7 protein-coding genes are annotated in these 13,553 nt (G+C 71.5%); all 7 read right to left on the reverse strand.

What is annotated here, in order from left to right; genetic code table 11:
• Window positions 1-25: 25 nt before the first annotated feature.
• Entirely contained in the window at window positions 26-6,367 is a 6,342-nt protein-coding gene (locus AC1DYG_RS04985) for an Ig-like domain-containing protein (RefSeq protein ID WP_477638785.1), read from the reverse strand.
• Window positions 6,368-6,382: 15 nt separating this feature from the next.
• Window positions 6,383-7,141, reverse strand: a complete 759-nt coding sequence (locus tag AC1DYG_RS04990) for a hypothetical protein (RefSeq protein ID WP_477638786.1) — start codon at window positions 7,139-7,141, stop codon at window positions 6,383-6,385.
• A gap of 28 nt (window positions 7,142-7,169) precedes the next feature.
• Window positions 7,170-8,861, reverse strand: coding sequence for a serine/threonine-protein kinase (locus AC1DYG_RS04995; protein WP_477638787.1), 1,692 nt, complete (start codon window positions 8,859-8,861; stop codon window positions 7,170-7,172).
• A complete protein-coding gene (locus tag AC1DYG_RS05000; RefSeq protein ID WP_477638788.1) occupies window positions 8,858-10,531 on the reverse strand; it encodes an FHA domain-containing protein in 1,674 nt (557 codons plus the stop codon). Before AC1DYG_RS05000 ends, AC1DYG_RS04995 begins: the two co-directional genes overlap by 4 nt.
• The gene (locus AC1DYG_RS05005) at window positions 10,528-11,349 is read right to left on the reverse strand and encodes a PP2C family protein-serine/threonine phosphatase (RefSeq protein ID WP_477638789.1); all 822 of its coding nucleotides are present in this window, start codon (window positions 11,347-11,349) and stop codon (window positions 10,528-10,530) included. Before AC1DYG_RS05005 ends, AC1DYG_RS05000 begins: the two co-directional genes overlap by 4 nt.
• Window positions 11,346-11,819 (reverse strand): hypothetical protein, encoded by a 474-nt coding sequence (locus tag AC1DYG_RS05010; RefSeq protein WP_477638790.1) that lies wholly within the window; start codon window positions 11,817-11,819, stop codon window positions 11,346-11,348. Before AC1DYG_RS05010 ends, AC1DYG_RS05005 begins: the two co-directional genes overlap by 4 nt.
• Before the next feature lie 195 nt (window positions 11,820-12,014).
• A complete protein-coding gene (locus AC1DYG_RS05015; RefSeq protein WP_477638870.1) occupies window positions 12,015-13,448 on the reverse strand; it encodes a CCA tRNA nucleotidyltransferase in 1,434 nt (477 codons plus the stop codon).
• Window positions 13,449-13,553 lie beyond the last annotated feature (105 nt).

Here is a 13,553-nt window from a genome sequence, read left to right on the forward strand (position 1 = left end):
GGTTCATGGGGGGTATGCCGCGTGGTCAGAAGTTCACGAAGCCGGACGTGGCCGTCCCCGACGGACCGCCGGTGATCGTGATCTTGACGGTGTTGGCCAGGTTGGGGTCGACGGCACACCAGGCACCGCTGTGGCTGCCGTTGGCGTTGACCGTGACGGCTCCGCTGTAGAACTCGCTGCCGCCGTTGTAGTAGCAGTGCATGGTGTAGCCGCCGGGCTTGACGTCCTGGGCCGTCCAGTTGATCTCGCGGCAGTTGCCGCAGGCACTGGTCCGGAGCTGGCCGCGACTGATGCCTCCGATGGTGGGAGTCGGGTCGGGGATGGTCACCGCATCGGGACCGGCGACGGGGCTGGTCCACCAGTTCGGTGAGTTGGCGTCGCCCGACCGCTGGTTGGCGATCGTCCGCACCTCCAGCTGGTAGCGGCCCGGCTGCCGGTTGGTGACGGTGAAGACCTCTCGGGCGCCGCCGAGCGACTGCCACCCGCCGTTGTTGAGAGAGACCTCGACGTCGGTGATGGCCCGCCCGTCGGTCTGGTTGTTCCACCGCCAGGTGATGTCGTTGCCGCTGCGGGTGCCGCTCAGGCCGGTCGGTCGCGGCGTCGAGCCATAGGGCCGGAAGTTGTTGCTCGCCCCCGACCAGTTGGACCAGCTGGTGCCGTTGTAGGCCCGCACCGAGAGGGTCTGGTCGACGGAGGTGCCCAGGGCGGTCAGCGTGAACGTCTTGGTCGATCCCTCCGGACAAGCGCACGCGACGGTGCCGGTGGGCCCGTTGCTGCTGCGCCACTGCAGCTGCGTGAACCCCGTGGACCTGGAGTCGCCCACGCTGACCCGGACCACTGCGTCGCGGTTCGGGTTGGGAGTGGTCACCGTGGGAGAACCCGGAACCTCCGGGATCCCGACCGACGAGAACGGCGTGGAGTTGGCCTTGGGGCCCTCGATGTCGGCACCGTTGGTGGCCGTCACGACGTAGCGGTAGCTCGCACCGTCATACACCGTCGTGTGGCCGAGCGACCGGGTGCTGGGCGAGGTGGTGCCGATCGCTGCCCACGCGCCGCCATTGCGGCTCTCGTAGACGGTGTACTTGGTCAGCGGCGGACCGTTGGGACTCACGGCCGACCACGAGATGGTCAGCCTCGACGAGCCTGCGGCCGGACCGGTGCCCGCGTTGGAGACGCTCGGCGCGGCGACCGCCGGTGGGGTGCCGGCCGACTGCATGCTGACCGCCGGGCCGAACGGTCCGTAGCCCAGCTTGTTCTTGGCTCGCACCTGGACGGTCTGCTCGTTGTCGTTGACCAAGCCGGCGACAGTGGCCTGCAGGGTCGGCGCCGCGACGGCCTGCGACCTGACCGTGCCGCTGGTGGTGTCGGTGACGCGGACGTCATAGGCCGTGACGTCGCTGCCCTTCTTGGCCGGCGCGCTCCAGGCGATGTCGAGCGAACCGTCACCCCTGCCGGCCATGCGCACACCCGTCACCGGGTTGGGCAGGGTGTCGGGGACCACGGCGTTGCTGGTCGCGCTCTCGGGACTGCGGCCGATGGCGTTCACCGCGGACACCGTGAACGTGTAGGACTCGCCGTCCTGGAGCCCGGTGATGGTGCACGGCGAGGCCGAGCAGCTCTGCTCGCGACCTCCCGGGCCGGCGATGACGACGAGGTAGCCCGTGATGGGGCTACCGCCGTCGATGGCCGGGGGGAGCCAGCGCACCCGGGCGAAGCCTCCGCTGACCCGGTCGGCCTCGGCGGCGACGCCGGTCGGCGCGTCCGGCTTGCCGAGGATCTCGATGGTCCCCCGGCCCGCGGCAAAGCGCCCCGGACCGTCGGCGACCGAGACGTTCACCGACGCCTGCCCCCGGGCCGTGGCCGCAGCCGTGACCGTCAGGTCGCAGCCGGAGTAGCTCACCGTCAGGCCGGAACCCGCCGGCACGGTGGCCGACGAGATCGAGCACTCGGGCTTCTCCAGCGGGGAGTCGATGTAGGACCGGAGGCTGATCGTCTGGGACGAACCGGCCTTCAGCCCCGCGATCGCGAACGGACGCAGCCGGGGCGGCCCCAGGTTGGCAAGGGGGTTCCCGTTGGCGTCGGTGCCCACGGTGCCCTCGGCAAACCCGACGACGGACACCTTGACGACGGATTCCGGGCCGCCCCGAGCCTTGACGACGAGCCGCCCGTCGATGCTGCTCGGCGCGTCCTTGCGCGCCTTCAGCCCGATGGTCCGGTCTCCCGAACCGCTGCGGGTCAGGTCGACCCCCCGGGGTTCGGGCCGCCAGGAGCTCTCGAACGCGACGTCGTCGAGGGTCATCCCGATCGGGACCCACGCGTGGCACAGGGTGGGGATGTCGACGGTGCGCGCCAGACCCCCGGCGTTGAGCGACACCGCATAGTCAGGGCAGCGCAGCAGGGGGATCTTGGGACCGATCTGCACAGGGATCGAGACGTACGCGGTCTTGAAGTCCTTCTGGTCGACGGTCTCCTGGTCGCTCACCTCGAGCATCACGGCGCCCGGCCCGATGTAGCCACCCGAGGAGGTGAGCGTCAGTCCCGAGCGGCCGTCGGCCTCGACCCGCAGCCGGTCCCTGGGCGAGGCGCTGAGGTTGTCGCCCGTGGTGATGCTGACGACCCGGGCGCGCGGCGACTTCACGTAGTCGGACAGCGTGACGGACCTGGTCGAGTCCTTGTCCATCTCGATCAGCGCGCCGGAGACGACGAACGGGACCCCGGACCCACCCGTGGGGACGTAGATCAGCGCCATCGCCGTGAGGCCGTCCTCGTCGGTGATGACGTAGGGCACGGTGTAGGGGAACGGCTTGACGTTGACGCGGACCTGCCTGCCCTCGATGGCGCCGTCCGGCGACAGCACCGCCGACACCTTGAGGGAGTCCCGGCTCCCATCGATGTCGCGGTCGTTCGCGAGCACGTCGACGACGGCACTCGTCTCGCCCTGGGTCGGCTTGGCCGTGTCGTCGACGGCGACGGGCGGGTTCTTGGCGGTGGGGTCGGGAACGACCGCGATCGTCGACCGCGACGGGTCGAAGAGGCCGTTGCCGATGCCGTAGGTCAGGTGCTGAACCCCGGCCTTGACGTCGGGGACCTTGGTCGTGAAGTAGGTGTTGGCCTCGTCGACCTTCCACTTGGCCAGCTCGGACTCGGGGTTCAGCGGCGCCTTGTACTCGAGCTCGACGCTGTCGCCCCGCGCGATGAGGTCGTTGAGGGTGGCGTCGACCGTGACACTCCTGCCCGGCTTGGCGCGGACCTCGTCCTCCACGGCCACCGGTGGCTGCGGGTCGCCGGGCTGCACGACCCCGATGCGCACGAAGCCCCGGCTGGTCGCGCCGAACCGGTCACGGACCTCGTAGTTCAGGACCTCGGTGCCCGCGGCCGTGGGGTAGGCCTCGTACTTGATCGTCGACGGGCCGAACCCCGTGACCCGGCCGTACCGCAGGTCGACGGCGCCGCCGTCGTCCCCGACCAGACCCACGACGGTCACGCTGTCGCCGTCCGGGTCGACGCCGGACGAGGGCACCGTGATCGTGAGCGGGTCGCCGGCGGTGACACTGGTGGAGAAGCTGCGCGCGACCGGCGGCTGGTTGGGTGTGCCGGTGGAGGGAAGTGGCATGACGGTGATGGCGATCCGACCTGTCGTCGCCTTCTGCTTGTCCCCGATGGGGTAGACGGCGTACTCGACCGTCACCGTCTCCTGGACCTTGGGACTGCGGTTCCGGGGGACGAAGCGCACGACGTTGCCGGAGGCGAACGCGTCGCCGGCGCCGCTGATGACCGTGACGCTGGCGGGGTCGAGCACCAGAGGTATGCCGTCCGCCATGCTGTCGTTGTCCATCACGGGCACCGTCACGGTGTCCTGGGCGCGGACCACGGCCTGGTCGTCGCCGACCACCGGCACGTTGCGGTCGTTGGCCGGGAACTGCGACACGGCGACCTGGCCGGTGGTCGACTTCACGCCGTCGCTGATCGTGTAGGAGACGGTGCCCGTCCGGGGACGTCCGCCCGGGCTGGCGGGGTCGAGGGCCTCGATCCGCACCCAGCGGCCCTGGTAGATCGAGGGGCGCAGCCAGGCGTTGGCCGAGGTGACCGTGACCGAGCGGGTGACGAGCACGTCGGCCCGCGGGCTGTAGTCGTTGGCCAGGACGTCGGTGAGCACCGGCGTCTGGTCGCGCAAGGTCGCCGAGTCGGGCACCGCCACGGGAGGTGCGTCGGGGCTCGGGTCGGCGATCAGGTCGACGCGCACCCGACCCGCGGCGATGCCGCCGCCCACCTGGGCGCCGTAGCTCAGCTCGAAGGTCCCGGCGCTCGCACCGGTGACCGTGACGACGCCGGTGTCCAGGTTCGTGGTGACGTCCACGGTGCTGGACTGGAGTTGGCGGCTCAGGCGCATCCTGGCGTCGGGCTCGGTGGGGTCGGCCCCCGGGATGTCATTGCCGAGCGGCTCGAGCTGCAGCGGCTTGCCGACGACACCGCGCACGACGTCGGGCTGCGTCTTCGGCTTCTGGAGCGGTTCGTCGGGACCCATCACCTTGACCGTCACGCTGCCCTTGGTGCTGTCGCGCCCGTCGTTGACGGAGTACTCCACCCCCTGGGTGCCCGGCTTCATCGGCGCCAGCACGTTGAGCCGGCCGAGGCCGTCGACCGACGAACCGTCCGCCGCCGCCTCGAGGCTGAGGGAGTCGCTCTCGGGGTCGCGCCAGTCGCCGATGACCTGCACGGGCAGCAGCTTGCCCCGGATGACCGGATAGACGGTGCGGGACAGGTTCGCCGTGCCCGGTCGCAACGTCGGCGGGCTGTTGACCTCGTCGGGGACCAGGGTCACGGTGACCTTGGCCTCCGACTTCTGGGGCGCCTTGCCGTTGTTGATCTTGTAGCTGAAGGTGAACGACTGGCGCTCCGGCCTCGCCGGGATCGCCACGTCGATGCTCTGACCATCGGCGGCCACGCTGGCCGAGACCCCGCCCAGATCCGGGCGGCTCAGGTCTGCCGGGTCGATCGACAGCACCGAGCCGGCCGCGTCGGTGTCGTTGTCGAGGACGTGCAGCTTGGACGTACGACCCGGACGGGCCTTGAGGTTGTCGGGCTTGGCTTGCGGGGGTTGGGCCACCGACGTCTCGTCGATGAGGTTGGGGTCCTTCTTCTTGGTGGTCTTGTCGGTCTGCGGCGGCGGGATGAGCGAGTCCCACTCGTCGAGCTTCTTGGGCTTGCTGTCGAGGTCCCAGACCTCACCGCCGTCGAGGTCGTTGAGCACGACGAGTCCGTGGTTGGTGCGCAGGGAGACGCCCGACCGCACGGCTTCCTTGGTCTCGCGCACGATGGTCACGGCCGGACTCGGCCGGCCGGAGCCGCAGTCCTTGCCGTAGTAGTTGTTGACCACGCTGGCCCAGGCCGCGTGGATGCAGGCACCGGTGCGCAGGGGACGTGACGGCAGCGGCGGCGTCTCGTTGTCGCCGATGGTGACCTGGACACCCCCGCCGGCGCCCTCGCCGCCCATGCCGATCAGCCGCAACGTCGTCGAGTCCTGGAGACCCACGGAGTCGGCGTCGGGACCGGGCTGCTGCAACGCGGCATACGCAGGCTGTCCCTCGGCGCGCGCGGTGCCGCCGTCGACGGCCTTGTCGCTGCCCTGGGTCCAGAGCTTGTCTTCTCCCGCGCTGTAGACGACCCAGCGGGTGCCCACGGCGGTGATGTCGACGACCTTGGCGTCCTTGAGCGTGACCGACTCGACCACCGGCTTGGCGAAACCCGTTGCGGTGCGGGCGATCGACACGACCTTGCCCGTCGCGCCGGAGACCGCGTGGACGCCACCCTTGACGTCCACCGCGACCGCCGCGACAGCGCCCACCGTCGCCAACGGCTTGGCCCCGGTGGTCAGGCCCTCGAGCGTGACCAGGCCCGCCTTGGCGTCGTAGGTCTGGGCCCAGACCTTGCCGCTCTTGGGGTCGACCATGGCGACCGTGCCGCCGCGCAGGTCGACGGTGCGGGGAACGAACACCTGCAGGTTGGTGCCGACCTGCGCAGCAGGAGCGGACACCCCCGTGCCCTCCTCGAGCCGACCCGACTTGGGCTCGATCGGGGTGAGCGACCCGGACCCCACGACCAGGCCGGCCACGGCGTTGTCGTCCTGGAGGATGTCGACGGGCTCGCCGGAACCACTCGAGGCGGCAACGCCACCGTCGAACTGCCCCACGGCCTTGTTGACCCGCGCGAACCGGGCGTCCTTGGCAGACGACACCCAGACCCCGCCGTCGCTGAGCTCGGTCTCGTGCACCGTCTCGCCCTTGGACGTGACCGCGAAGAACGTCAGGCTCGTCGCGGCAAGCGCCACCACGAGACCGGACGCCACCCCCACCCGTCGAGTCGACATCGGACTCACCACTATCTACTCCCCCTGGTTCCCCGTGTTGCCGTCCGTGCCGTCCGTGCCTTCTGTGCTGCCGTCGAGCAGCACCAGGTCGGAGTCGGTCACCAGACGGGTCGACAAGGCGTGCTCGACGAGCCTGGCCTTGCGGTTGCTGGCCAGCTTCCCCGGTCCCCCGTGCAGTCCACGTGTACCAGCATCAGCGACCTTCTGGCATACATTGTCCAGTTTTCGGTTGAACTTCGTGACCTTCCAGCCCAGCCGCGCGGCGGCATCGGCCGACGAGGGGATCTGGGCCGTTCCGGCCTGTCCCCGGCGCAGGAACGGCTCGGCGAGGGCCACGATCAACAGCTTCTGGTCCGGCGTGAACGACACCCGCCCCACGGTGGTCTCGCCGGTCGCGTCGTCGTCCGCCCGGTCCTCGGTGCCTGTGGACGTGAAGGCGGGCGAGTCCACGAGGATGTCGAAGTCATAGGTCGTCGGCCCGGCGGTGAACCAGACGGTGAGCCGTTCGAGGGCCAGCGGGATCCGCGCGCCCGGGTTGAGCCAGGCCTGGAACAGCCCCTTCTTGTCGGCCACCGTGGCCGTGAGCGTGGTGCCGACGTTGGCCAGCCACCAGAGCCCGCCCTCCTCGACGATCTGGAGGAAGTTGCGGTGCAGGTAGGGGTTGTCGTCGATCTCGATGTGCCCCACCCGGCCGATGGTGAGCGGACCCGACCCCTGCGCCACGAACAACTCACCGCAGAAGTCCACGGTCACCCCCATGTCAGGTCCCGCCATCTCATCCCCCACGTCATCTCGCCCATCACTAGCCCGCCCTCTCACACGTCGGAGCGGACCAGTTGGACTCCGCACCGCCCCTGACGACACGCGCCTCACCACACACCTGGGTCCCCTTGGCACCCTTGATGACCCTGGTCGAGGTCGGAAGTGACGGGGACGGGCCGGCCTCGGAGACTGCGTCCACGGTCGCGGCGGAGCGGAATTTGAACGTGTCGCCCTTCTGGGCACCGGGGTAGCTCCACGAGAAGGCCACCCCTCCGACGACCGGTTTCACGCTCATCGTGGGGACTTCCGGGGCGTCGAGCGGGCTGTCGTCGCCCGGGCCGGCCACCGTCCTGGCGGTCGTCGGCGTGGCGGCGTCGCCGTCGCTGCGACCGAAGACCGCCCACAGCGCCACCGCGGCGAGCAGCGCCACGACCACCCCGACGAGGGTCAGCAACGCCGCCGGGCTGATCTCGTGCCGGCCGTCGCTGCCACCGTCGCGGTCCACGGGGACGGTGGCGGGGGCGCCTGCCGACGTCGCCGTGGGCGAGTGATGGGGCGAGTGCGCGACATCGCGCGAACGGTCGACCCGCACCGTCCCCTCCTCGGCGAGGTCGTCGGGGATCCCGGCACCCACCGCCGCGCCCGCGCCTGCCACGCCGGCGCGGGAGGAGCTCACGGTGGTCTGCCCCGCCGCCGGGATCGAGGTGGAGCCCCGCACCGACGGGTATGCCGTGGGCGCCGGACGCGGCTGCGGCAGGACCTGGGCGCTGCGCACCGCCTGAGGGCTGCGGACCCGGGTGCGGTCCTCCTCGTCGTCGTCGACCGGGGAGGGCGTCTGGTCGGCCAGCGTCGTCTGGCCCTGCTCGTCGAGGACGACGATCGCCGTGCGCGGGAAACGTTGCTCCTGCTCGATCTCCTGCAGCGCCCGGGCGAACGCGAGGGCGGTGGCCGGGCGGTTGCCGGCGTCCTTGGCCATCGACTGCCCCAGAAGCCGTTCGAGCGAGACCGGCACATCGGCCCGACCGGTGCTCGGCACCGGGTTGGAGCGGATCCGGGGCATCAGGGCGTAGGCCGAGTTGTCGCCACCGGCGACCTCGAACGGCGACCGACCGACGAGCAGCTGCCAGAGGGTTGCGGCCAGGCTGTAGACGTCGGCGCGGGCATCACCGTTGGACTGTCCGAACAGGACCTCCGGCGGGGCCCAGGGCACCGAGACCCCGACGTCGTCGGCCTCCTCCTCGGCGGCGGCCCCACCCCGGCCGGCGATGCCGAAGTCGGTCAGGCCTGGGGCGCCGTACTGGCTGACGAGCACGTTGGCCGGCTTGATGTCCCGGTGCGTGATGCCCGCCCGGTGGGCCGTCTCGACGGCGCTGGCCAGCTGGATCCCGATGCGCAGGACCTCTTCGACCGTGAACCGCTCCGACCGTGCCCGGACCGCCATGTTGGGCGGCGGGTAGTACTTCATGACGAGGTAGGGCCGACCGTCCGCGGCGGTCTCGGCGCGGAACACCTGGACGATGTAGGGGTGGTCGGCCAGCTGGGCCATGGTGTCGGCCTCGTCGGCGAACTGGCGCCGGATGGCCGGGGTCAGACCCTCGCCCTTGAGGACCTTGACCGCGACGTTCATCCGGGGCATCTGCTGCTCGTAGAGGAAGACGTCGGCGTACCCGCCCGAGCCAACCGGCTGGACGTAGACGAGGCCGGGAATCTCCGGTGGCGTGGACGTGCTCACGAGCCGACCTCGTAGGTCAGGCTGACCTCGTCGGCGAGGGTGATGACGGTGCCCGGCTCGATCACCTGCTGGTCGCTGGGACGCAGGCGGACAGGGTGCTGTCCGGGCAGCGCGACGGTGGTGCCGTTGGTGGAGCCCAGGTCGCGGATCAGGACGTGCCATCCCTCGAGGACGATCTCGACGTGGTTGCGCGAGATGTCGTTCTGGGCCGAGGCCACCCGGACGAGGTGCGGTCGGTCGGCGGCACCGAGCTCCGCGTTGACCTTGGGTGAGCGCCCGAGCAGGACTCCTCGGTCGAGCTGCACCACGTCGCCGGACGCGAGGCGGAGCAGACCGAGCGGCGGACGGGCCGTCTGGAACGGCTGCTGCGGCGGGACCTCACGCCCACACAGGCGGCAGACGCCCGAGTGCGGCGGGCTGGAGTGGCCCGCCGGGCAGAGAACGGCGAGCACGGTCGGACCGCTCACCGCGGCGCGTCCAGCGAGGAGGGCACTGCGGTCGACGGTGGCGTCCGAGTCGCCGCCGGTGTCTGGGTCGTCGGAGCTGCCCCTGCTGGCATCGACGGCGGGGGTGACCGGCGGGGCGGGCAGGAGCGGGGCGGGCGACGGGGCAGGTGCGGCAGGTGCGGCTGGTGGCGCGAGCGCGGCGGGTTCGGTAAGTGGAGCGGCCGCGGCGGGTTCGCTACGGGGCGCCGGGGCGGGTTCGGTAGGTGGCGCGGGGGCGGGAACGGCGGCGGGAACGGCGGAGCCACCGCTGCGCCACGGCACCGAGCTGATCAGGCCGCCCTGTGGTGGTGCAGGAGTAGGGCGCCCGGTGTCGGCAGGCGGAGCGAGCGTGTGGTCGGGGTGGCGCTGAGCGGGCTGCTGCTCGACGGCGTCGCGGGGATCGAAGCCGCCGGCCGACTCGATGGGGGCGTGGCCGATGGGCGGTTCGAGGATGCCCTGGGTGTCGTGCTTCTCGATGTAGGCCGGCCGGTCGTGCTGGGTGGCGCCGAAAAGGTGGTCATAGCTCGGCAGCTCCTCCACCTCACCCCCATCACCCCCATCACCCACCTCGTCACCCACCTCTGCGACGGTCGCCGCGGGCTGAGCGGGCTGAGCAGGCTGAGTGGGCTGAACCGTGGGGGCAGGCTGGGAGGGCTGGGCCTCGGGTACCCCCTGGTCACGGGTGCGACCGAACACGCTGGGCAACCTCCACCCGGCGCCCCCGCCGCTCGCCGTCGGCTCGGCCGGGGGTGGCGTCGTGGCCTCGGGGGCCTCGGGGGCCTCGGGGACCGCCGGAGGCGTCTGAGCCGAAGGAGCCGCAACGGCCTGCGACCCGGTGCACAGCACGAGGGCGGTGACCTCCGGCTCGGCGTCCTGGTCGGCCCAGGGACCGCGCCCGGTGGCGCGCAGCTCGGAGGGACCATCGGGAGCCGAGCCCACGGCATACGCGCTGCCACGGGTGACCACCCGCAGCGGCGACCCCTCGAGCACTGCCACGAAATCAGGGGTCGCGCGCACCCCGTCGGCGGACAGCGCGTCGAGCACCTCGTCGAGGTCGCCGTCGCCGGCAGCGGCACGGACGCGTTCCACGAGGGCGCCGCCGGCGCGGACGAGGACGTGGATGCGGCCGACCGACAGCGTCGACCATCCCGGCTCGTCGGGCAGCTCGACGGGGACCGCCGTCATCCGCGTCCGCCCGACGCTGCGGCGCTGCCGCGCGGAGCGGTGTCGATGTCGTCGAGGTCCTCGTCACCGGAGTCGAGCGCGACCACGATCACCGACACGTTGTCACGGCCGCCGGACTCGACGCCCGCGGTGACGAGGGCTTCGGCGCAGGCCTGGGGGTCGTCGTGCTCGGCGACGAGCTGACTGATGCGGTCCGTGCTCAGCTCGTTGGACAGGCCGTCGGAACAGATGACGAAGCGCTCGCCCGCGTGCGGAGGGAAGACCCAGATGTCGGGTGTCGGCTGCGCCTCGGACCCCATGGAGCGCGTGACGACGTTGCGCAGCGGGTGCCGCGTCGACTCCTCCTCGGTGATCAACCCGGCGTCGATGAGCTCGCGGACCTCGGAGTGGTCCACGGTCACCAGCCGCAGCTGGCCGTCGAGGAAGCGGTAGACCCGGGAGTCGCCCACGTTGAAGACCGCCCAGTGGTCCGAGCCCCCGGCCGTGACGACGGCCAGGCCCGCAGCCGTCGTGCCCATGCCGGTCTGCTCGGGGTGCTGGGCGACCGACTCGAGGATGCGACGGTTGGCCAGGGCCAGGGCTTCGACGAGGTCCTCGCGGCGTCGGTGCGGCGCCGAGGCGAGCTCCCCCAGGGTGGCCGTCACGATGCCACTGGCGATCTCGCCGGCGGCATGACCGCCCATGCCGTCCGCGACGACGAAGATCGTGCGGTCGGCCAGGAGGCTGTCCTCGTTGTGCTGCCGCACCCGTCCGACGTCCGTGGCCGCACCGGCCCGGACGGTCAGGCCGCCGCCCGGAGGGGCCGCGGGCGCGGTCACCGGGTGACCCGGACGGTCTGCATGAGCTGCTGCAGGGAGTCGTACTCGACGTCCACCTGCTCGCCGCCGACCGATCCGGTCACCTGGAGCAGGTCGACGACCTGCCCACGCCGGGCCCCGGCGAACAGGTGCGCCTGCACCACGTCACCGACCGCCTTGTCGGTCCACGAGACGTTGACCCCGACGAACGGCACGGACTCGATCTCGAGCGTGAAGGGCGCATCCATCTCGCCGTCGGTGCGCTCACCGACGTAGGCCTTCAGCTCCGCGAGCGCCCGACCGATGGTGAAGTCGCCCGAGCGGGTGAAGCCGCGCACCACGACGTTGGGGGCGAACCGGCCGCCGGTGTCGCTGCGGCGGGCGGCGAGCAGGGTGCCGGGCACGCGCACGGGGGACCAGCCCTCGGGGATGTCGACGGTGACCGACGGCGGGCCGGGGAACTGCTCGCTGGGGTACTTCAGGGTGGGCATCGGGACCTTTCGGGGAACCTCACGACAACCGGGGGTGCACCGACGAAGGCTAGGCCGGATGGTGACCGCGACCAATGGGGAGCACTCCCCTACGCCCACCCCGCCAACCCCCTGGTCGGCTCAGTCAGGGCAACACTCCCACAAGTGGGCAAACGGGCGAAACCCCTCGTCCCGTGCGCCGCAACAACACGTCGGCTAGGTGGACTCGGGCTGCTGCACCCACCACTCCCGCAGCGCAGCCACCGCCGCATCGCGGCCGATCATCCCCCGGTCGAGCCGCAGCTCGAGCAGGAAGGAGTAGGCGCGGCCGAGCACCGGGCCGGGACGGATGCCCAGCACCTCCGCGATCTCGTTGCCGTCGAGCTCGGGCCGCACCTTGGCCAGCTCCTCGGCCTCCATCAGGGCCTCGATCCGGACCTCGAGGGCGTCGTAGGTCTGCGAGAGGCGCGCTGCCTTGCGGGCGTTGCGCGTGGTGGAGTCGGAGCGGGTCAGCCGGTGCAGGCGCTGCAGCAGCGGCCCGGCGTCGTTGACGTAGCGACGCACGGCGGAGTCGGTCCAGGCGCCGTCGCCGTAGCCGTGGAACCGCAGGTGCAGCTCGACGAGGCGCGACACCGCCTTGACGGTGTCCTTGTCGTAGCGCAGGGCCTTGAGGCGCTTGCCGGTGAGCTTGGCGCCGACCACCTCGTGGTGGTGGAAGGACACCCCGCCGCCGGCCTCGAACCTGCGGGTCGCCGGCTTGCCGATGTCGTGCAGCAGGGCGGCCAGGCGCAGCACCAGGTCGGGGCCGGGCACCGAGGACTCGGGTCCGTCGGGCGGTCCCTCGAGCGCGATCGCCTGGTCGAGGACGGTCAGCGAGTGCTCGTAGACGTCCTTGTGGCGGTGGTGCTCGTCGACCTCGAGCTTGAGCGCCGGGAGCTCGGGCAGCACGTGGTCGGCCAGCCCGGACTCGACGAGCAGCCGCAGCCCCGCGCGGGGTGCCGGAGCCAGCACCAGCTTGCTCAGCTCGTCGCGGATCCGCTCGGCCGACACGATCTCGATCGATCCGGCCATCGCCGACATGGCCTCGCGCACCTCCGGGGCGACGTCGACGCCGAGCTGCGCCGCGAACCGGCAGGCCCGCATCATCCGCAGGGGGTCGTCGCCGAACGACACCTCGGGCGGCCCCGGCGTGCGCAGGCGGCGGGCCGCGAGATCGGCCAACCCGGCATACGGGTCGACGAACTCCATCGAGGGGAGCCGCATCGCCATCGCGTTGACGGTGAAGTCACGCCGCACGAGGTCGTCCTCGAGGTTGTCGCCGAACGCCACGACGGGCTTGCGGGTCTGGCCGTCGTAGGCGTCCGCCCGGTAGCTCGTCACCTCGACCGTGTGCTCGCCGTGACGCGCGCCGATGGTGCCGAACTCGCGTCCGATGTCCCAGTGGGCATCGGCCCAGGGCTTGAGGATCGCCAGAGTCTGGTCGGGAGTGGCACTGGTCGTGAAGTCCAGGTCCGGCGACAGGCGGCCGAGGAACGCGTCGCGCACCGGGCCGCCGACCAGGGCCAGCTCGTGACCCTGCGCCACGAACAGGTCGCCGAGCTCGGTCAGCAGCGGCACCACCGGCGCGAGGTGGGCAGTGGCCCGGCGCATGAGCTCGGGCAGCAGCGGTGCCCGGGTCTCGGGGGGAGGGCCGGTCTGCGGCTCGCGGGGATCGGCGGTGGACACGGAGAACAAGGGTAGGCGCTCGTTAGAGTG

Source organism: Pedococcus sp. P1_H8 (genome assembly GCF_056405175.1).

Bases quoted from the DNA above. Each gene is read 5' to 3' on its own strand.
- AC1DYG_RS04985 (WP_477638785.1), bottom strand. From the start codon at position 6,367: ATGTCGACTCGACGGGTGGGGGTGGCGTCCGGTCTCGTGGTGGCGCTT.
- AC1DYG_RS04990 (WP_477638786.1), bottom strand. From the start codon at position 7,141: ATGGCGGGACCTGACATGGGGGTGACCGTGGACTTCTGCGGTGAGTTG.
- AC1DYG_RS05000 (WP_477638788.1), bottom strand. From the start codon at position 10,531: ATGACGGCGGTCCCCGTCGAGCTGCCCGACGAGCCGGGATGGTCGACG.
- AC1DYG_RS05010 (WP_477638790.1), bottom strand. From the start codon at position 11,819: ATGCCCACCCTGAAGTACCCCAGCGAGCAGTTCCCCGGCCCGCCGTCG.
- AC1DYG_RS05015 (WP_477638870.1), bottom strand. From the start codon at position 13,448: ATGCGCCGGGCCACTGCCCACCTCGCGCCGGTGGTGCCGCTGCTGACC.